The following is an 18409-nucleotide window of genomic DNA, read 5'->3' on the forward strand; positions in this document are numbered from 1 at the left end:
ACACCATGGTCAATACGGAGCTCATCGTCTGGTTGCACAAACACAGAGCTAGACGACCAGGGAAAACGACTGTCCAGGATTGCGGAAACCCAAAACTACGAGGCATAACAGTGCGACACCAAGGACGGTGAGCCTCGCTGCCTAATATGAATGTATGAATCGGGACGCCGCAGAACCCATTTCGGAGTTGCCTCGTGGCGAGTTCGCCTTTCCAGGCCCGCTCCGTGACGCTCTTGTCAACGCCATCCTGGACGGCACGAAAACTGCGACAGCATCCTTGCTGGCTGAATACCCCAACGACTATCAGCCGCATGAGGAAGTGGGTGCCCTCGAGGCCGTCCTTGACTCACATGACAACGTGGTGTGCGTCATCCGCACGACTGAGGTTCAGATTTACCGGTTGGCGGACGTGAGCGACGAGCATGCCATCGCCGAGGGGGAGGGCTACGCCGACGCAAACGAATGGCGCATTGGGCATGAGCAGTATTGGCGCTCGCCAGAGTTTGTGGAGTACATCGGGGAGCTTGATATCGACGACAACACCCAGGTGGTGTGCCAACGCTTTACCGTTGATGAGCGGTACCCGATCAGGGCATTGGAGCCGTGGCGCGGCTGAGGCCACACAGCCCGAACCAACGCCGGCTTTCCCAGCTAGGAAAGCCGGTACACCTCGTAGTCGCCGGGGACGCCCGCTCCGGGAACATACGCAAGTCCGAGCCTCAAAGCTAGGCCAATCGATGCCTCATTCACAGGGTCGATGATGGCGATGACGGGGAGCGACGGGAAGCGCTCGCGGGCGCTGGCAATCGCGGCAGCCGCGGCTTCTTTGGCGTAGCCCTGGCCTTGCGATTCTGGTGCGAAACGGTAGTAGAGGTTCAGGACTTCTTCGCCGGCTTCCTCGCTGTGCCGTACCCCGGTAAAGCCGATGGTCGCGCCGTCGAGGGTGCGTACCGTGTAGTAGCCCAACTGCTGATCGGCCCAATTGTTCTGCCACGAGCGCGCAAGCTCGACAGCCTCATCGCGGGTCTTCATTGTCAGCTCGGGGCGATGCTCGTACGTGCGGGGATCTGAGTGGATGGCAAAGATGGCGTCGATATCCGCATCTGTCGGCACCGACAACTCAAGCCGCGGGGTGCGCAGGGCAAACGCATCAGGCATGGTGAGTCCTGTCCTGCCGCTTGTTCCACAGGCGCCACAGCGAGAACGCTCCCGCAGCGCCCAATACTGGCAGGGCGGACAGGCGTACGGCGCGGCGAACGGAGCGGTAGTCGCGGACGGCCCAGCCTTGGGCTTTTGCGTGGCGACGCAGCGCGCGGTCCGGATTGACGGCAACGGGGGAGCCGACCATCTCCAGCATTGGCAGGTCGTTGATGCTGTCGGAGTAGGCGGTGCACTGCTTCAGGTCGAGTTGCTGCAGCGCGGCCAGGGCGGCCACGGCGTGCTTCTTGCCGGGGCCGTGGAGGATGTCGCCGACGAGTCGGCCGGTGAACTTGCCGTCCTCTTCTTCCGCGACGGTGCCCAAAGCGCCGGTGAACCCGAGGGTCTCCGCCAGGGCCTGGCCGATCTGGACCGGGGTGGCGGAGACGAGCCAGACTTGCTGGCCGGCGGCGATGTGCATGGAGGCCAGTTCGATGACGTCCGAGTAGGACTTGTTCAGCATCTGCTTGTCGACGATCTCCTGGCAGGCCTCCTTGAGCTCGTCGACACGTTTGCCTTTGACCACGGCAAGGGCCTGCTCGCGACCTTCGGCGATGTCGTCGGCGTTTTCGGATCCGGAGACACGGAAGCGGATCTGCTTCCACAGGGCCGGGGCGAGTTCGCGCAAGGTGATGAAGCGTTTCTTGAACAGGCCTTGGGCGAGCAGGATTAGCGACGAGCCCTGGATGAGGGTGTTGTCGATGTCGAAGAATGCCGCCGCCTCGAGGTCCTGGGGAATTTCGGGGTCCGGCTGGGTGATTTTTTGGCGGCCCGCGGTTTTGAAGGCGCCGCCGACAGAGTCGACGCCGAGGGCGAAGTCTTGGATGTTGATGCCAAAGGTTTCTTCAACGGCGGCAGCGGCGGCGGCTTGGCCGGCGGTGCGCTGGGCGTCGTCGTCAAGCGGGGGCAGTGCAAGGTCCTCAAGGAAGCGGCGGAGGTTTCCTTGAGAGACTGACCATTGTGCAAGGAATTCCCGCTGTTCTGACATGGCAATCGTGACTCTTTCGGTGGCGGTGTTAGCGTGAGCAATCGTACAACGGCGAGCGCCGCAGACACGATGTAGAGGAGTTCGGATGAAGACGGTGGAGTTGATGGTGCGGTCCACGTGCGGTTCGTGCGAGCGGGTGGCGGCGCAGATTGCTCCGGTAGTGGAGAAGTGTGGCGCGGAGCTAATGCTTGTCGACGTCGACCTGGACCCCGACAACGCTGCCGAATACGGCGATCGCGTGCCGGTTGTCGTCATTGACGGCGAGGAGCTTGCCTGCTGGGAAGTGGACAACGCAGACCTTGAGGCGGCGCTCCTCGCGTAAGGGGCTATCCTTTAGTTTGATTTCCAACGCGGACTGGAGGGTTTTGTGAGTGTTCTTGTCGTGGGGATGTCGCATAGGTCTGCACCTGTGTCCCTACTAGAACGTCTCAGCATGGATACGGAGCTGCAGGAGGGGACGTCCGCGGCTCTTGTTGAGCGGCCTTCGTTGTCCGAGGCGATGATTATCTCCACCTGCAACCGTCTCGAGGTGTATGCGGTGGCCAACGCGTTCCACGCTGGTGTGGAGGACGTGTTGACGGTGCTGACGAAGGTGTCTGGGGTGGGCATCGAGGAGCTGCGTCGCTACCTGTACGTGCGGTACGCGGATGCTGCTGCGGAGCACATGTTTACTGTGGCGTCGGGGTTGGATTCGATGGTTGTGGGGGAGCAGCAGATCATCGGCCAGGTGCGTACGGCGTATGTGGATGCGGCGGAGCGTGGCACGGTGGGGCCGAATCTGCATTCGTTGGCGCAGATGGCGCTGCATACCGGCAAGCGTGTGCACACTGAGACCACTATCGACGACTCGGGCGCGTCCATGGTTACCGCCGCCTTGGATGAGGCGATGGGGCTGATGGGGATTGAAGACTTCAAGGGGAAGAAAGCTCTGGTGTTGGGGGCTGGCGCGATGAGTTCGCTGGCGGCGACGCACCTGGGCAAGCGCGGCATTGACGGGTTGGTGATTGCCAACCGCACGCGCGACCGCGCCGAGCGCCTTGCTGGACATTCCCGCGAGGCGGGCGTGCCGGCGGAGGTTGTGGATTTTGAAGACCGCTCGCACGCGATGGGTGGGGTGGACATTGTGGTGTCCGCGACGGCGGCTGACGGCTTCACCATTACGCCGGAGGACATTGCGGGTCCGGTGATGCTGGCGGACCTGTCGTTGCCGCGCGATATCGACGACGCGGTCACTGACATCGACGGCGTGCACCTGGTCAACATCGAGTATCTGCACGAGCAGATGCGTAACACGACCAACGAGGATTCGCGCGCGCTGCGTGAGGCAGAGGCGATTATCGACGAGGAAGTGAAACTGTTTTCCTCCGAGCAGCGGGTGCGTGGGGTGGCCCCGGCGGTGACGAGGCTTCGCAGAAACGCTGCGGAGATCTCTGGCCAGGAGCTGCAGAAACTTCGCACCCGGCTTCCGGATATGTCTGAGGAAGATTTTGAGCAGGTTGAGCGCACGGTCCGTAGGGTCGTGGACAAGCTGCTGCACGCGCCGACGGTGAAGATTAAGGAACTTGCGGCGGCGCAGGAGACAGTGAGTGTGGAAGAGGTAGTGACCGAACTGTTCGGGCTGGATCAGCCGGCGGTGTCGGTGGAGGCGCAGCGTCTCCCGCTGCCTGAGGAACTGCGCGGTAAGGAGAAGTAAATGTTGAAGATTGGTACTCGTGGTTCGCACTTGGCGACGACACAGGCGGGCCATGTCCGCGACGACCTTGGCGCGGTTGGCCACCCGGCTGAGTTGAAAATCGTGGTCACCCCGGGCGACCTGTCGCAGGCGCCGGTGGAGCGCATTGGCGTCGGTGTGTTCACTTCCGCGCTGCGCGACGCGCTGTTTAATGGCGAGGTGGATGTTGCGGTCCACTCGTTTAAGGACTTGCCCACGGCGTACGAGCCGCGTTCCTATCTCATCGTGCCCAAGCGTGAGGACAACCGCGAGGCGCTCATCGCCCGCGATGGGCTGACGCTGGCGGAGCTGCCGGAAGGTGCCCGCGTGGGCACATCGGCACCTCGTCGTATTTCCCAGCTGCGCGCGATGCGTCCGGACCTGGACATTCGTCCGTTGCGTGGCAACATTGAGCGCCGCATGGGCTACGTCGAATCTGGAGAGTTGGACGCGATCATGCTTGCGTACGCAGGCTTGGTGCGTGGTGGCTACGGCGACCGGGCGACCCAGATCTTCGACCCGCACGAGTTCATCCCGGCGCCCGCCCAGGGTGCGCTTGCGGTCGAGTGCCGTGTCGACGATACGGCTGGCCGCGAAGCAATCGCGAAACTTATCGACGACACCGCAACCGCCGAGGCCCGCGCCGAGCGCACCGTACTTGCCGTACTCGAGGCCGGCTGCACCGCGCCGGTGGCGGCAACCGCGCGTGCGACGGAGAACGGCATCGAGCTGCGTGCCGGTGTGTTTGCGCTGGATGGGTCCCGTTCCCTCGTGGAAGATGTCCAGGGTACGGACCCGGAGGAGATCGGTCGACGCGCTGCTGAGGCGTTGCTTGAACGCGGTGCCGCCGACGTTATGAAGTAGCGGTGGTTTTGTTCTGGGGCATATCCCTTTTATGGTGTAAATACCATACGTTCACACCCCTCCGCGCAACGGGTCGCTTAAGTGGATCCGTCTGCGTGGGGGATGTTATTTGTGCCTAGAAGAGATTCCTCTATGACATTGCCCTCTCACACCCCCCAGCCGGGGAAGGTGATCTTCGTGGGTGCCGGACCGGGCAACCCTGAACTGCTCACGGTCCGTGCCCGCGAGGTGATGGAAGCTAACGCTATCGCACTCGTCGATCCGGAAGTGTCGGCGGGGGTCAGAAACTTCGTTGGCTCAGCATTGCCAGTGCCACAGGCCAAGCTCGACGAGGCGAAAGCCGTCTACGAGCAGATGTGCGCCGACGCGAAGGCGGCGGGTGCGCGCCGTAAGCCGCCGAAGCCGGAAGATCCGACGGCGGCGGAGCTCCAGGAGTGCGACCTGGCAGGCGAGGGCATTGTGCCGAAGCTGCGCGAGGCGCTCGAGGCGGCAGCGAAGTCCATCGAGGACGGCGAGGCAGGCGACGGTGACGTGATCCGTCTGGTCGCCGGCAACCCGCTGACCCGTGATGCTGTGATGGAGGAGATCTCCGCCGTTGCAGACGCTGGCCTGGAGTTCCACGTGGTGCCGGGCATGTCCTTGCCGTCGACGGTGCCGTCCTTCGCTGGCATTGCGTTGGGTTCGACCTATACCGAGGCTGACCTGACCAACGGTCCGGTGGACTGGGATCAGTTGGCGTCTGCGCCGCAACCGTTGGTGTTCCAGGCCACCCAGGAGCACCTCGCAGAGATGGCAGAAGCGCTTATGGAGCGCGGTTTCCAAGGCGCCACTCCGGTGACGATTACGACGAACGGAACGACGCGTCTGCAGCGCACGTTTGATGCCACGTTGCAGACGGTGGGCAAGTTGGATGCGGATCTGTCGGGTGCGCTCGTCGTTACGCTTGGCACTGTTGCGGACGACCGCTCGAAGTACTCCTGGTGGGAAAACCGGCCGTTGTATGGCTGGCGCGTGCTTGTGCCGCGTGCGAAGGAGCAGGCTGGCCCGATGAACGCCCGCCTGACGCAGTACGGGGCGATCCCGCAGTCGGTGCCGACGATTTCGCTCGAGCCACCGCGCAACCCGGCACAGATGGACCGCGCGATCAAGGGCATTGTGGAGGGACGCTACCGCTGGGTGCTGTTTACCTCTGTTAATGCCGTTGATGCGGTGTGGGACAAGTTCGAGGAGCTTGGTCTGGACGCCCGCTCGTTTGCCGGCGTGCACCTGGGCGCAGTGGGGCAGAAGACCGCTGATGCGCTGCGTGCCCGTGGCATGTACCCGGAGCTGATCCCGCACCGTACAAAGCAGAACGCTGCTGGTCTGGCAGAGATCTTCCCGGAGTATGTCGAGGATATCGACCCGGTTGGCCGTGTGCTGCTGCCGCGCGCGGACCTGGGCTCCGATGTCCTGGTCGATGGCCTGGAGGCCAAGGGGTGGGAGGTCGACGACGTTGTCGCCTACCGCACCGTGCGTGCTGCTCCGCCACCGCCGGAGACGCGCGACATGATCAAGACCGGCGGGTTCGACGCCGTGTGCTTCACCTCCCCGTCGACGGTGAAGAACCTTGTGGGTATTGCCGGCAAGCCGCACGCGCGCACCATCATCGCCTGCATCGGCCCGGTGACGGAGGCGGAAGCCCGCGAGCAGGGCTTGCGTGTGGACGTCGTCCCGGAGGTCGCCGATATCCCGTCGCTCATTGACGCCTTGGCAGAGCACGTTGCTGGTCTGCGTGCGGCTGGGCAGTTGCCGCCGCCGCGCAAGAAGCGCCGGAAGTCGGCAGCGAGCAACTAGCACGGCTGGGGTCGTGTCGGGTGACGTTCTAAGATGTGGCGCATGGCAGATTTTGAGCTCACCCGACGACCACGGCGCTTGCGGCAGAACCCCGCATTGCGCACCCTGACGGCGGAGACGAGGCTGCACCCGGCCGACTTCATCCTCCCGCTGTTTATCGCAGACGGCCTTGATGCGCCGCGCGAGATTGCCTCCATGCCGGGGGTGTACCAGCACACCGAGGATTCCCTGAAGGCAATTTGCCACGAGGCGCTTGAAGCTGGTGTGCGGGCGATCGACCTGTTTGGTGTGCCGCTTGAAGCGGATAAGGACGCCACAGGCTCCATCGGTGTCGCGGAAGATGGCATTTTGAACCGCGGGATCAAGGCGCTTCGCGACGAATTCGGCGACGACCTGGTCATCATCTCCGATACGTGCCTTGATGAGTTCACCGATCACGGCCACTGTGGTGTGCTGCGTACCGATGCACACGGCAACGAGATCGTGGACAACGACAAGACGGTTGAAATCTACTGCGACCTCGCCCTGTCCCAGGCGCGCGCTGGCGCACACATGGTCAGCCCGTCCGGCATGATGGACGGCCAGATCGGCGAGATCCGTAAGGCACTCGACCGCGAGGGCTTTGAGGACGTCATCATCATGGCGTACTCCGCGAAGTATGCCTCCAAGTTCTTTGGTCCGTTCCGCGATGCTGTCGGCTCGTCGCTGAAGGGCGATCGCCGCACCTACCAACAGGATCCCGCAAACGTGCGCGAGTCCCTTTTGGAGACCGAACTGGACATCGCCGAAGGCGCAGATATTGTCATGGTCAAGCCGGCCTTGCCGTACCTGGACGTGCTGGCCAAGGTGGCAGAAATGTCGCCAGTGCCGGTGGCGGCCTACCAGGTATCCGGCGAGTACGCGATGCTCAAGGCAGCAGGCGTGAACGGTTGGATCGACTTCGAAGAGACCATGATGGAGTCGCTGGTATCCATTAAACGCGCTGGTGCGGACCAGATTCTGACCTACTACGCCATCGAAGCAGCAAAGCAGCTCAATGGTTAGCCTCCCGCCACTCAACCCGAAGAGTCCCAGCCACGTCGACGCCAGCGCCGTGGACAAGAAGACGCCGGGCGGCCCGCCGGAGGCCGTGCAGTTGATGCTGCGGTGCTGGGCAGTGATGATCGCAGGCGAGTTAATCCACCAGATTCTCTCCGTCGTATTCGCGTTCGTCGACCCGTCCGCGCTGCGGGACGCCGCCAAGCAACAAGCTAAGCAGCGTGGCGAGGAAATCTCGGACGGCCTAATCAACATGGGCGTCTACGGATCCCTGATCCTCATGACACTCATCCAGTTGGGTGTGCTGCTGTTGTTCGTGTTCGCGCTGCGCGCCGTGCGGAACAAAAGCTCCCAGGCTGGTAACGCGTACCGGCTGCTGCAGATTTTCGGTGTGTTCTTCGCCCTCCGCATGATCACGCTGTTCATGATGCAGCCCGCCTCCACCGCCATACCGGTGGTGTTCTACGGCATCGACGGTGTCGTCCAAATCATTCTGGGTGTGGCCGGCATTCTGGGCATCATCTACTCCACGGACAAAGACGCCGTGAACTGGGTAGCGCCCAAGAAGGATGCGTCGAAGAAAGACGCAGCCAAGACAGAGAAGGAACAGTAGGTCCCCAATGGCAGGCATGTTCCCCACGATGGTCTCCGACCCGAATGACAAGAACCGTAGGTACAGCGGCGAGGCCACTGAGCAGTGGCCCCGACCGCTACGTACCGCCTACTACCTGGTGGTTGCCAGTGCGGTGTTGATGATCGTCATCGGGCTGATGACCCTGGTCAAGGGCGTGCCTGGCCGGCTGCCGGATACCTGGATGATCGAAGGTGCCGACGAAGCATTGATCGAACGTTTCCGGTTCAATCTGCGCATCTTGGCGTGGGGCAACATCGCCTTGGCCATCCTGCTGTCGATGAGTGCGGCCTACTTCCATAAAGGGTCGAAGACTGCGCGCAGGATTGCAGCCGCAGGCATTGGGGCAACTGTGTTCCTCAACGTTGCCGGCTTCTTCATCGGCGTGGCTGGCTGGGCCGCCATCGTGGTGGTTGTCCTGCTTGTCGCAGCCCTGTTTGGGATGTTCCGGCCGGCGGCGAATGTGTTCGTCGATACGCGAAGTGGCGACCTGTGGAGGGGAGTTGCGTAAGTGAGCAACCACGAACACCTAGACAATTGCATCGAGGAAGCCCGCCACGCCGCACGCCAAGCAGGCATTGACCCAGGCACTGCGACGTGGGACCTGGACGGGGAACTTGTCCGCCCCAACGCCTCCTACGCCTTCGAGCTGGAGGGTATTGAGGACGGGCCCCAACTGACCGACATCGCCGAAGCACTTGAGGCGCTGCCAGGTGTGTCGGCGCGCTTGGTGTACCCGACGAAGATGGCGTGGGTCACCGCACCGGCAAGTACGCCGCTTGTGGAGCTCACCGACACCATCGAAAGCTTCGGCGTCACCGCAACCGTGACCGACTCGACCCTGCAGCGTCGCGCACACGGCCGCTACTGGCAGGAACACCCGATGCCGCGCCGGGCGAAGCATCGTCGTAACGAAGAGGCGAACCTGATCGCCCGTGCGCAAGGGTTTGTGCGCCCGGTGTCGCGCCGCTCCCGCCGTGAAGGCGACGTGCTGTTTACCGCCCGCGACCTAGTCACACCGACGCGCCTTGTGGTGGCGGTGCTGCTGACCATCCCGGTGCTGCTACTCACCTACATCCCGTCGCTGGACTTCCCGGGCTGGCAGTGGGTGTGCTTCGCGCTGGCCACCCCGGTGGCGCTGTGGTGCGCATCCCCGTTCCACCGCGCCATGGCAGGCGGCGTGCGTCGCGGTATTTCGGCGCTGGACGGCGCGAGTTCGATCGCCATCCTGGCCTCCTATGTGTGGTCGTTTGCCATGCTGCTGTTTACCGAGGTAGGCCGCATCGGCTACACCACCACAGGCAGCTGGATGCCGCTGCGCATGTCAGACAGCCCAGAGCTGTACTTCGAGGTGTCCTGCACTGTTACCACGTTGTTGCTGTTCGGCAGGTACTTCTCCATGCAGGTTCGCACAGACCTGCGCGAGGAGCTCGAATCACGCAGGCCAGGTGCTGAGGACGTCTACAACGTGGATCACCGCGACAAACGCGGCACACCCAGCCCCGAAGAGTTGCCTGCAACAGAGATCAGGCGTGGCGACGACGTCACGCTCACCGCAGGCCACATCATCCCAGTCGATGGGGAAGTGGTTGGTGGTTCCGGCCGGATTGGTGGGGAGCTCGTCGATACGCACCGCGACGAAGTCCTCAAAGTCGGCTCGATCGTCACCGCCGGCTCGGTGCTCGCCTCGGGCGAAATCAAGGTCCGCGCCGCGCGCGTCGGCCACACCACACTGCTTGCGGCGGTGCAGCGCTGGCTTGACGACGCCTCACGTCACCAAAACGCAGCCACCATGGTCTCGACTCGCTCCGCGGGCCTGCTGATCCCAACCGCCTATGTCATCGCGGTGCTCAACTTCGGACTCTGGCTGCTGTTTAACGGCAACATCAACACGGCCGCTGCGACGTCGCTGGCCATCCTGGTCGTCGTCGCACCCGTGAGTTTGGCCATCTCACCTGCACTCGCCATGCGCCAAGGCCTCGACTCCGCCGTGCGCCACGGCATGCTTGTGCGCGACGGCAACGCGCTTCGCACCCTGGCCGACACCGACATGGTCGTCTTCAACCGTGTGGGCACCCTGGTCAAACCGGAAATGCATGTGGAGACCGTCACCGCAGTACGTGGCGAAAGCACTGAGCTGGTGCTGCGCATCGCCGGCGTCCTGTCTGCCGACTCGGACCACCCGGCCTCCAAAGCGATTGTGAAAGCAGCACGAGGAGCACGCGACGCCCGCTCCGGCGACCCACGCATCCCAGACTGGATCGAAGCCAACGGTGACACCTTCTCCCCCGACGGCGAGTTCGGTGGACCAATTACCGCAACGTGGGGCACTGGTGAAAACGCACGCTCCGAAACGTTTGCGGCATCGCTGTGGCGCCCGACGAACCTGTCGCAACTCCACGGCAAACTCTCCGTCGCCGCCACGACTGGCGGCACACCCGTCGTCGTGCGGTGGGGTGGACGTGACCGCGGTGTGATCACGCTATACGACCCCGCTAAAGACGACGCCATCCAGGCCATCGACCGCCTGGAATCCATGGGCGTGGAAACCGTCATGCTCACCCGCGACACCTACCCGGTGGCGCGCCGGTTCGCTGACTTCCTCGGCATCTCCCAAGTGCTTGCCGGCATTCACGGACTGGACAAACCCCATGCTGTGCGTGCACTGCACACACAAGGTTCCAACGTTGCCATGGTTGGCGACGCCTCCGTCCTGCCCACCCTGCGCGTCGCCGACTCCGGCATCCTCTTCGCCGAAGACGACCTTGCGGGTACCAAGGAGCCACGCTGGAGCGATGACGCCGAAGTCGTTCTCATCCGCGAAGACGTCATGTCCGTGCCCCAACTCATCGAGCACGCCCAACGCGTTAAACGCATCGCCAACAGCAACCTCGCTTTCGCCGTTGCGTACAACGCCACCGCAGTCGTCCTCGCCGCCGCCGGAGCCCTACCGCCCGTCGGCGCGACACTGCTCATGCTGGGCAGCTCCCTGTTCATCGAGGCGAAGTCGCGCCGGGCACGCCGGTTCAAGATCTAGGCTTTTCGCAGGTAGGCTAAGGCACTATGACTAGACGCGACCTTGTTAACGCTCCGTTCCTTGAGGCCGCCTACGGCCGCACTCCGTCCCGCACCCCGGTGTGGTTCATGCGCCAAGCCGGCCGTTCCTTGCCGGAGTACCGCAAGGTGCGAGAAGGCATTGCAATGCTGGATTCGTGCTTCATGCCGGAACTGCTCGCGGAGATCACGCTGCAGCCGGTGCGCCGCCACGACATGGACGCGGCGATTTTGTTCTCTGACATTGTGGTGCCACTGAAGGCAGCGGGTGTTGGGGTGGAGATCGTGCCGGGAACGGGCCCGGTGCTGGACGCTCCGATTCGCTCCCGTGCGGACGTAGACAACCTGCCGATCCTGGACCACACCGTGGAGGAAGTCGCCGAGGGGATCCGCATTATTCTCGACGAACTGAGCGACACCCAGGCCCTCATCGGCTTCGTAGGCGCGCCGTTCACTCTGGCCAGCTACCTCATCGAAGGCGGGCCGAGCAAGAACCACGAGAAGACCAAGGCGATGATGCACGGCGATCCGGAAACGTGGCACGCGCTCATGCGCCGCCTCGTGCCGACGATCACCGAGTTCCTCCGCACGCAGGTCGAGGCGGGCATCGACGCGATGCAACTCTTCGACTCCTGGGCAGGCTTCCTCACCGAGGCCGACTACCGCGAGTTCGTCCTGCCGTACTCGGTTGAAATCCTGGATTCAGTGGCGGGAGAGATCCCGCGCATCCACTTCGGTGTGGCCACCGGCGAGCTGCTCGGTGCCATGTCTGAGGCTGGCAGCGAGGTCATGGGTGTGGACTGGCGCGTGCCGCTGGACACCGCCGCGAAGCGTTTCACCTCCCCGCGCGTACTGCAGGGCAACCTGGACCCTGCGCTGCTGTTTGCCGGCACCGACGTGGTGCGCGAGGAGATTACCCGCATCAAGGGTGAGGCCGCTCGAGCAGTCGAAGCTGGGGATGCCACCGGACACATCTTCAACCTGGGCCACGGCGTATTGCCGACCACCGATGCGGACGCCATCACTGAGGCAGTGCGCATCATCCACGAGGAGAATTAATGAACATCGCCATTATCGGAGCAGGCCTTGCGGGCCTGACTGCCGCCTACGAGCTTCGTAAACTCAGCTCGAACGAGGACACGGACGAGGCGAAAATCGACGTCTACGAAGCCACTGACCGCATCGGCGGCAAGCTCTACACCGTCGCGTTCGAGGCTGGCCCGACCGATATGGGCGCCGAGGCATTCCTCGCACGCCGCAAGGACGCAGTCGAGTTCTTCACCGAGTTGGGTCTTGGTGATTCGCTCGTCGAGCCGTCCGGGTTGCGCTCCCTGATCTGGTCCAATGGCGAGGCCCGCGGTCTGCCTACCGGCGGCGTGATGGGTATCCCGTCTACCTCCGAAACGGTTGCGCACTTGGTCAGCGCCGAAACCGCAGCGCGTATCGACGACGAAGCTAACCGCGAAGGTTTCACCTGGGACACCGACGGCGACATGAACGTCGGCAAACTCGTGCGCGAGCGCTACGGCGACGAAGTCGTCGACGTCATCCTGTCGTCTCTGCTTGGTGGGGTCTACTCCTGTACCGCCGATGACCTGGGCGTTCGCGCCACCATCCCGCAACTGGCAGAAGAGCTCGACCGCCTCGCTGAAGCCGGCGACGGCAAGGTGCACCTGTCCACCGCCGTGGCCAACCTGGAGCGCTCCCGCGCGGAGCTGCCAACCGGCCAGGGGGCGGTCTTTAACACGTTCCGCGACGGCTACCACGAACTCTACGAAGCCCTCGCAGAGCAGTCTGGGGCGGACATCTACATCGACGCGTTCATCTCGGAGATTCGCCGCGAAGGCAACGGTTTCCGCCTCAAGGGCGGCGAGGACACCATCTACGACCACATCATCCTCGCCGTACCCGCACCAACCGCAGCGCTGCTGCTCAAGGAAGTCGTCCCAGAGGCGGCACAGGAGCTCCAGTCGGTGAAGTTGGCCAACTCGGCAGTCGTCGGCATGCGGTTTGCCACCGACGAGGGCCTGCCGCAGAACTCGGGCGTGCTCGTTGCCACCGGTGCCGACGACGTGAAAGCGAAGGCGTTCACCTTCTCCTCGCGCAAGTGGCCTCACCTCGCCGAACGTGGCGGCGCCATCGTGCGCGCAAGCTTCGGCCGCTTCGGCGACAACGTCGCCCTGACCGCCTCCGAAGACGACCTGGTGGACTGGGCGCTCGACGACCTGAAAACCATCACCGGCTTCGACGGCCGCGACGCCGGCCTGGAAGAGATCTTCGTCCACCGCTGGTTCGGGGGCTTGCCGCGTTTCGACGAACACCACCTCGCCACCGTGACCAACGTCCGAAACATCATCGACAAGGTGGACGGCATTTCCATCACCGGTGCTTGGGCGAGCGGCGTGGGGGTGCCGGCGGTAGTGGCGGACGCGCGCGTCGTCGCCAAGCAACTGCTTTAGTCGTCTTCCCAGGGGTCGACGACCGTAACACCCGTACCCTCAAAATCCTTGAGGTTACGGGTGGCAAGCGGGGCATCGTGGGCGCGACAAATCGCGGCGATCATCGCATCGGCGTCATGGATCGGGCGACCCATCCTTTTTCGCTCCACGACGATTTCGCCGAACGCCCAGGCAGCGTCTGTATCAAAAGCGAGGACACCGTTGCGCTGCTCGAAATTAGACAATTGCCAGAAGACAACGTGCTGAATTTCGTTCCGTCGGGCACCTGACGGCAAACTCCGAACGCCTCGGACAATCTCGCCGACTGTAATGGAAGTAATGCTCTGCTTCGGGTCCGTGGTGGCTGCCCATCGTTTGACGTTTTCGTGCGGAGCCTTCCGGCAAAGCTCTGAAACAACGTTCGTATCAAGGATGATCATGATTGACCGCCGCGACGGGCAGTGACCATTTCATCCATAACACCGGCGAGGTCATCCATACCTCCCACCTCTTGGGAGAGCTCGAAAAGCTCCAAGCCAGCCTTTACAGGTCGGACTGCTTCTTCCAGAATATGACGTACCTCTGCCTCCATAGACCGTCCATTCATACTGGCCTGAAGTTTGATCTTGTGGCGCACTCTCTCGTCGACGCCACGGATAGTCAACGTTACGGTCTTCTCTGGCTTTTCAGCGACTATGGTCTCAGCCCGACGCGTGATGCGCGTCGCTTTGCTTTTTTGGATAGCGCCCATGCTGCCTCCTTACGATCCAAATTGTGCTGTCAAAATGCTAGCATCACTGGGCGATGTGTGGCTAGGGTCAAATGCGGGTTCTCCGCTAGGTTGATCACCTATGGAAGAACACGCCAACGAGCGCGATGCCGCCGAACCCACCGAAGCCGCCGAAGCTGCCGGCGCTGCTGGTGCCGCGGCACCCACCGAACCCGCCGAGAAGGAATGGTGGGAAGAAGAAGGCCTGCCCTGGAACGGCAAGCCCACCAAAGCCGACTACTGGTGCCTGGCCTGGTTTGGCTTCGTCGGCATCTTCGGCCTGGCAATGATCCCGCTGCGTGCATGGCTGCTCGGCCTGCACCCGCCGGTCCTGCTGGCACTGACCGGCTCACGCGTCGGCGCAGCCTCCACCGGTGCGCTCGCCGCGGTGGGGAGGCGCCCCACTGGCTGATCTACCTGCTCATCGGCTCGCTGGTGAACATCAAGTTCGACTGGATCTACTGGTGGGCCGGCAAACTCTGGGGTCGCGGCATCCTGGACGTGCAGGCGGCGAACTCGAAACGCGCGGCGAAGAACATCGCCCGCGTGGAAGGGTGGGCGATCAAACTCGGCTGGATCGGCATCTTTCTGGCGTATGTGCCCATCCCGTTGCCGATCGCGTTTGTTGTGTTCGTGTTCATGGGCATTTCGGGCATGCCGTTGTGGAAGTTCATGGTGCTGAACTTCATCTCCAAAACCCTCTGGTCGTTCCTCTACCTGGGGTTGGGCTGGTGGATTGGCGAGCCGGTCGTCGACGTGCTGGACCAGTACGCCAAGGTGGCCAACTGGGTCGCGATTGCACTGTTGGTCGTGGTGTTTATCGGTATCTTCCGCAACCAGTCGAAGAAGAAAGGGCCTGCCGTCGAGGCCGTGGGCAACGAGCTCGAGGCAGGCAAGTAGCGAAAATGGTCGCCAACGCAAAATAGTTCCACGCTCCTGGTTGGGGCGTGGAACTATGTTCGTTCTGGTTGCCGTCTTTCCTGGGGAGAGTGAATTTTCTTGCCCGTCGGGGTGAAGAAAGTTCCCTGCCCGGGAACTTTCTTAGAAGAGGGGCTGACGGAGAGCAGGTGAACCCCTACCGGTTGACCACGACGGTGGAGAAGTCCTCGTCGCCGCGGCCGGCCTCCTGCTGCTCCTCCAGGGAGGCAAGCGCTGCGGCGACGGCCGGCAGGTCCTTGTCGGCGGTGGCCAGCATGAGGCGGGCGTCCTTGGCGATGGCGTCGGCGGTGAAGTCGCCAGGCGAGGTGGAGCGCTCACCCAGAAGGAACGGGCTCTTCATGTTCACGATGAACTCCAGGCCGGTCGAGCCGAGCATGTCCACAACCTGCTCCGGCGCCAGGCCCTGCGACTCGCCCAAAGCCAACGCCTCCTTGAAGCCCTGGATGGTGACGGCCAGGGCCAGGTTGGCCAAGAGCTTGCCGGTGGCGGCGGCTGGGGCCGAATCGACAACCTTCAAACGCTCCGGGTTGGCGGCGGCCCAGGGGGCGACGACTTCGGCGACGGTGGATCGTCGAGAAGCATCGGCTCCGCCGACGTAGACGCCCAACTTGCCTGCGCGGGCGGGCGGCAGCGAGCCGACCACCGGGGTGTGGACGTAGCCGGGGACGGCAGCGGCGAACTCGGCGGCGTCCTCCGGGGAGATCGTGGTGGAGTCGGCCCAGGTCACGCCCTCGGGGATGAGGGACGGTTCGATGACGACCTCGCGGACGGTGTCCGGGCCGAACAACGACGTAATGACAAGGTCCGCGCCCTTGACGGCCTCCTCCGGCGTCTCGGCGGCACGCGCGCCACGTTCGACCAGGGGAGTGGTCTTTTCGGCGGTGCGGTTCCACACGGTCAGCGAGTGGTCGTCGACAAGTTTGAGCGCGAGCTCAGTTCCCATACGGCCAAGGCCTAAAAACGCAATATTCATATGGCCTACGATAGACAACCATGACTTCCCAGAACCCGACTTCAGGCAATACGCAGCGTTCGGCCGAATTGTTCGAGCGCGCGCAACGTTTCACACCGGGCGGGGTGAACTCGCCTGTGCGCGGGTTTGGCTCGGTTGGCGGCCAGACTCGCTTCATCCAGAGTGCGCATGGCTCGCAACTTATCGACGTCGACGGCAACAAGTACGTCGACCTCGTCTGCTCCTGGGGCCCGATGGTGCACGGCAACGCCCACCCGGAGATCATCGACGCGGTAGAGAAGGCCCTGGTTAACGGCCTGAGCTTCGGTGCGCCGACGGAGGCTGAGATCGAGATCGCCGAGCACATCGTCTCCCGCACGTCCGTGGACGAGGTGCGCATGGTCAACTCCGGCACCGAGGCCACCATGTCTGCTGTGCGCCTCGCCCGCGGCTTCACCGGCCGTCCGAAGATTCTGAAGTTCGAGGGCTGCTACCACGGCCACGTCGACGCGCTGTTGGCGTCTGCGGGCTCCGGCATTGCAACGTTCTCCCTGCCGGATTCGCCGGGTGTAACCGGTGCGCAGGCTGCGGACACCATCGTCGTGCCGTACAACGACATCGAGGCCGTCGAGCGCGCCTTCCGTGAGAACGAAGGCCAGATCGCCGCGATCATCGCCGAGGCCGCTGCCGGCAACATGGGTACCGTCGCGCCGCAGAACGACTTCAACGCGAAGCTCAAGGAGGTCGCACACCTCAACGGTGCGCTGTTGATTCTCGACGAAGTGATGACCGGCTTCCGCACCTCCTACTCCGGTTGGTACGGCGTGGACAACGTCGCGGGCGACCTGACCACCTTTGGCAAGGTCATCTCCGGCGGCCTGCCGGCAGCCGCGTTCGGTGGCCGCCGCGACATCATGGAGAAGCTCGCGCCGAACGGCCCCGTCTACCAGGCAGGCACCCTGTCCGGTAACCCGGTGGCCATGGCGTCCGGCCTCGCCTCGTTGCGTCTGGCCAACGAGGACATCTACCCGACGCTGAACCGCAACGCCGATACGCTTGCGCAGCTGCTTAACGACGCCCTCACCCGTGAAGGCGTCGCCCACCACATCCAGCGCGCCGCGACCATGCTGTCCGTGCGTTTTGCTGAGGGCGAGGGCCACAACTTCGCCGACATGCAGGCAGCGGACACGTTCCGTTACGCACCGTTCTTCCACGCCCTGCTGGACGCAGGCGTGTACGCCCCGCCGAGCGCGTTCGAGACCTGGTTCGTCTCCACCGCGCTGACCGACGAGGACTTCGGCCGCATCGAAGACGCCCTTGCGGTGGCCGCGAAGGCCGCTGCCCAGGCGGTGGCGCCCGAGTGAGCGACGCGTTGAACCCGGGCGGGCCGTCCCGGACGATTGTGCACCTGGTACGCCACGGGGAGGTCTACAACCCGAAGAAGATCCTCTACGGGCGGATGCCGGGCTACCACTTGTCGTCGCGAGGCAAGTCTATGGCGCTGGTCACCTCGAAGTTCTTCGAGGGCCGCGACGTGACGTACCTGGCGGCGAGCCCGCTCGAGCGCGCGCAGGAAACCGCGCAACCGATCGCGGAGGTCACCGGCTGCGAGATCCAGACTCGTGAAGACATCCTCGAAGCTGGCAACACTTTTGAGGGCCTGCGCACCAAGGGCTGGCGCACCCAGTTGGCCAACCCGATCCGCTGGCGGCATCTGACCAACCCGTTCAAACCGAGCTGGGGCGAGTCCTACGACGCCATCTTGGAGCGCATGTGGGACGCCGTGCTCGACGCCCGTGACATCGCCGACGGCCACGAGGCCGTCATGGTCAGCCACCAGCTGCCAATTGTCATGGTGCAGCGCCAGGTGCAGGGCAAGCCGCTCGCACACATGAGTCGCCAGTGCGACCTGGCCAGCGTGACGTCACTTGTGTTTGAAGGTGGCCGTGTTGTTGACTGGGCCTACAACACCCCAGCCCAGGAGATCTAGGTAGA

General features: G+C 63.5%; 20 protein-coding genes. 15 read left to right on the forward strand and 5 right to left on the reverse strand.

The window, feature by feature from the left end; all coding sequences use genetic code 11:
- Window positions 1–154: 154 nt before the first annotated feature.
- Window positions 155–616 carry an ASCH domain-containing protein gene (locus HMPREF2656_RS01535; RefSeq protein ID WP_070815660.1) on the forward strand — a complete coding sequence of 154 codons (462 nt, stop codon included), beginning with the start codon at window positions 155–157 and terminating at the stop codon, window positions 614–616.
- A 35-nt stretch (window positions 617–651) separates the two neighbouring features.
- Here HMPREF2656_RS01535 and HMPREF2656_RS01540 read toward each other — a convergent pair whose 3' ends face one another.
- Window positions 652–1158, reverse strand: a complete 507-nt coding sequence (locus HMPREF2656_RS01540) for a GNAT family N-acetyltransferase (RefSeq protein ID WP_070815661.1) — start codon at window positions 1156–1158, stop codon at window positions 652–654.
- Window positions 1151–2185, reverse strand: a complete 1035-nt coding sequence (locus tag HMPREF2656_RS01545) for an HAD family hydrolase (RefSeq protein ID WP_070815662.1) — start codon at window positions 2183–2185, stop codon at window positions 1151–1153. Before HMPREF2656_RS01545 ends, HMPREF2656_RS01540 begins: the two co-directional genes overlap by 8 nt.
- Before the next feature lie 85 nt (window positions 2186–2270).
- Here HMPREF2656_RS01545 and HMPREF2656_RS01550 point away from each other — a divergent pair, with 85 nt between their 5' ends.
- The 10 genes from HMPREF2656_RS01550 (at window position 2271) to HMPREF2656_RS01595 (ending at window position 13775) form a co-directional block, all read left to right on the forward strand.
- The gene (locus HMPREF2656_RS01550) at window positions 2271–2507 is read left to right on the forward strand and encodes a glutaredoxin family protein (RefSeq protein WP_070421703.1); all 237 of its coding nucleotides are present in this window, start codon (window positions 2271–2273) and stop codon (window positions 2505–2507) included.
- Between the two features lie 45 nt (window positions 2508–2552).
- Window positions 2553–3878, forward strand: coding sequence for a glutamyl-tRNA reductase (locus tag HMPREF2656_RS01555; protein WP_083291877.1), 1326 nt, complete (start codon window positions 2553–2555; stop codon window positions 3876–3878).
- Window positions 3879–4760: a hydroxymethylbilane synthase gene (gene hemC, locus HMPREF2656_RS01560; RefSeq protein ID WP_070421705.1), complete on the forward strand. Its 882-nt coding sequence runs from the start codon at window positions 3879–3881 to the stop codon at window positions 4758–4760.
- Window positions 4761–4892: 132 nt separating this feature from the next.
- Complete coding sequence (locus HMPREF2656_RS01565; protein WP_070815663.1) at window positions 4893–6593, forward strand: bifunctional uroporphyrinogen-III C-methyltransferase/uroporphyrinogen-III synthase; 1701 nt, start codon at window positions 4893–4895, stop codon at window positions 6591–6593.
- Window positions 6594–6635: 42 nt separating this feature from the next.
- The gene (hemB, locus tag HMPREF2656_RS01570; RefSeq protein ID WP_371325692.1) at window positions 6636–7637 is read left to right on the forward strand and encodes a porphobilinogen synthase; all 1002 of its coding nucleotides are present in this window, start codon (window positions 6636–6638) and stop codon (window positions 7635–7637) included.
- Complete coding sequence (locus HMPREF2656_RS01575) at window positions 7630–8244, forward strand: hypothetical protein (RefSeq protein ID WP_070482068.1); 615 nt, start codon at window positions 7630–7632, stop codon at window positions 8242–8244. The genes hemB and HMPREF2656_RS01575 overlap by 8 nt, the downstream gene beginning before the upstream one ends.
- 7 nt (window positions 8245–8251) lie before the next feature.
- On the forward strand, window positions 8252–8773 hold the full coding sequence (locus HMPREF2656_RS01580; RefSeq protein ID WP_070815664.1) for a hypothetical protein: 522 nt from the start codon (window positions 8252–8254) through the stop codon (window positions 8771–8773).
- Window positions 8774–11299, forward strand: a complete 2526-nt coding sequence (locus HMPREF2656_RS01585) for a heavy metal translocating P-type ATPase (RefSeq protein ID WP_070815665.1) — start codon at window positions 8774–8776, stop codon at window positions 11297–11299.
- Window positions 11300–11325: 26 nt separating this feature from the next.
- A complete protein-coding gene (gene hemE, locus HMPREF2656_RS01590) occupies window positions 11326–12375 on the forward strand; it encodes a uroporphyrinogen decarboxylase (RefSeq protein WP_070815666.1) in 1050 nt (349 codons plus the stop codon).
- Window positions 12375–13775 carry a protoporphyrinogen oxidase gene (locus HMPREF2656_RS01595; protein WP_070815667.1) on the forward strand — a complete coding sequence of 467 codons (1401 nt, stop codon included), beginning with the start codon at window positions 12375–12377 and terminating at the stop codon, window positions 13773–13775. The genes hemE and HMPREF2656_RS01595 overlap by 1 nt, the downstream gene beginning before the upstream one ends.
- Here the strand turns inward: HMPREF2656_RS01595 and HMPREF2656_RS01600 are convergent.
- A complete protein-coding gene (locus HMPREF2656_RS01600) occupies window positions 13772–14194 on the reverse strand; it encodes a type II toxin-antitoxin system VapC family toxin (protein ID WP_070815668.1) in 423 nt (140 codons plus the stop codon). The genes HMPREF2656_RS01595 and HMPREF2656_RS01600 overlap by 4 nt on opposite strands.
- Window positions 14191–14505 carry a FitA-like ribbon-helix-helix domain-containing protein gene (locus HMPREF2656_RS01605; RefSeq protein WP_141743295.1) on the reverse strand — a complete coding sequence of 105 codons (315 nt, stop codon included), beginning with the start codon at window positions 14503–14505 and terminating at the stop codon, window positions 14191–14193. Before HMPREF2656_RS01605 ends, HMPREF2656_RS01600 begins: the two co-directional genes overlap by 4 nt.
- 100 nt (window positions 14506–14605) lie before the next feature.
- Here HMPREF2656_RS01605 and HMPREF2656_RS13390 point away from each other — a divergent pair, with 100 nt between their 5' ends.
- Window positions 14606–14935: a hypothetical protein gene (locus tag HMPREF2656_RS13390; RefSeq protein WP_246825062.1), complete on the forward strand. Its 330-nt coding sequence runs from the start codon at window positions 14606–14608 to the stop codon at window positions 14933–14935.
- 23 nt (window positions 14936–14958) lie between these two features.
- Window positions 14959–15423, forward strand: coding sequence for a DedA family protein (locus HMPREF2656_RS13395; protein WP_246825063.1), 465 nt, complete (start codon window positions 14959–14961; stop codon window positions 15421–15423).
- Between the two features lie 175 nt (window positions 15424–15598).
- Here HMPREF2656_RS13395 and HMPREF2656_RS01615 read toward each other — a convergent pair whose 3' ends face one another.
- Window positions 15599–16435, reverse strand: a complete 837-nt coding sequence (locus HMPREF2656_RS01615; protein WP_070815669.1) for an NAD(P)-dependent oxidoreductase — start codon at window positions 16433–16435, stop codon at window positions 15599–15601.
- 20 nt (window positions 16436–16455) lie between these two features.
- Between HMPREF2656_RS01615 and hemL the strand changes: the two genes are divergently transcribed.
- On the forward strand, window positions 16456–17778 hold the full coding sequence (gene hemL, locus HMPREF2656_RS01620) for a glutamate-1-semialdehyde 2,1-aminomutase (RefSeq protein ID WP_070815670.1): 1323 nt from the start codon (window positions 16456–16458) through the stop codon (window positions 17776–17778).
- A complete protein-coding gene (locus tag HMPREF2656_RS01625; RefSeq protein WP_246825064.1) occupies window positions 17775–18404 on the forward strand; it encodes a histidine phosphatase family protein in 630 nt (209 codons plus the stop codon). Before hemL ends, HMPREF2656_RS01625 begins: the two co-directional genes overlap by 4 nt.
- Window positions 18405–18409: the final 5 nt, after the last annotated feature.

The sequence above is a fragment of the Corynebacterium sp. HMSC034B08 genome, assembly GCF_001835805.1.
GTDB classification, from domain to species: domain Bacteria; phylum Actinomycetota; class Actinomycetes; order Mycobacteriales; family Mycobacteriaceae; genus Corynebacterium; species Corynebacterium coyleae.

Excerpts from the sequence above, each read along its gene's own strand:
- HMPREF2656_RS13390 (WP_246825062.1), top strand. The coding sequence starts at position 14,606 with ATGGAAGAACACGCCAACGAGCGCGATGCCGCCGAACCCACCGAAGCC.
- hemC (WP_070421705.1), top strand. The coding sequence starts at position 3,879 with ATGTTGAAGATTGGTACTCGTGGTTCGCACTTGGCGACGACACAGGCG.
- hemB (WP_371325692.1), top strand. The coding sequence starts at position 6,636 with ATGGCAGATTTTGAGCTCACCCGACGACCACGGCGCTTGCGGCAGAAC.
- HMPREF2656_RS01535 (WP_070815660.1), top strand. The coding sequence starts at position 155 with ATGAATCGGGACGCCGCAGAACCCATTTCGGAGTTGCCTCGTGGCGAG.
- hemE (WP_070815666.1), top strand. The coding sequence starts at position 11,326 with ATGACTAGACGCGACCTTGTTAACGCTCCGTTCCTTGAGGCCGCCTAC.
- HMPREF2656_RS01600 (WP_070815668.1), bottom strand. The coding sequence starts at position 14,194 with ATGATCATCCTTGATACGAACGTTGTTTCAGAGCTTTGCCGGAAGGCT.
- HMPREF2656_RS01545 (WP_070815662.1), bottom strand. The coding sequence starts at position 2,185 with ATGTCAGAACAGCGGGAATTCCTTGCACAATGGTCAGTCTCTCAAGGA.
- HMPREF2656_RS01605 (WP_141743295.1), bottom strand. The coding sequence starts at position 14,505 with ATGGGCGCTATCCAAAAAAGCAAAGCGACGCGCATCACGCGTCGGGCT.
- HMPREF2656_RS01595 (WP_070815667.1), top strand. The coding sequence starts at position 12,375 with ATGAACATCGCCATTATCGGAGCAGGCCTTGCGGGCCTGACTGCCGCC.
- HMPREF2656_RS01550 (WP_070421703.1), top strand. The coding sequence starts at position 2,271 with ATGAAGACGGTGGAGTTGATGGTGCGGTCCACGTGCGGTTCGTGCGAG.
- HMPREF2656_RS01540 (WP_070815661.1), bottom strand. The coding sequence starts at position 1,158 with ATGCCTGATGCGTTTGCCCTGCGCACCCCGCGGCTTGAGTTGTCGGTG.
- HMPREF2656_RS01575 (WP_070482068.1), top strand. The coding sequence starts at position 7,630 with ATGGTTAGCCTCCCGCCACTCAACCCGAAGAGTCCCAGCCACGTCGAC.
- hemL (WP_070815670.1), top strand. The coding sequence starts at position 16,456 with ATGACTTCCCAGAACCCGACTTCAGGCAATACGCAGCGTTCGGCCGAA.
- HMPREF2656_RS01580 (WP_070815664.1), top strand. The coding sequence starts at position 8,252 with ATGGCAGGCATGTTCCCCACGATGGTCTCCGACCCGAATGACAAGAAC.
- HMPREF2656_RS01565 (WP_070815663.1), top strand. The coding sequence starts at position 4,893 with ATGACATTGCCCTCTCACACCCCCCAGCCGGGGAAGGTGATCTTCGTG.
- HMPREF2656_RS01615 (WP_070815669.1), bottom strand. The coding sequence starts at position 16,435 with ATGAATATTGCGTTTTTAGGCCTTGGCCGTATGGGAACTGAGCTCGCG.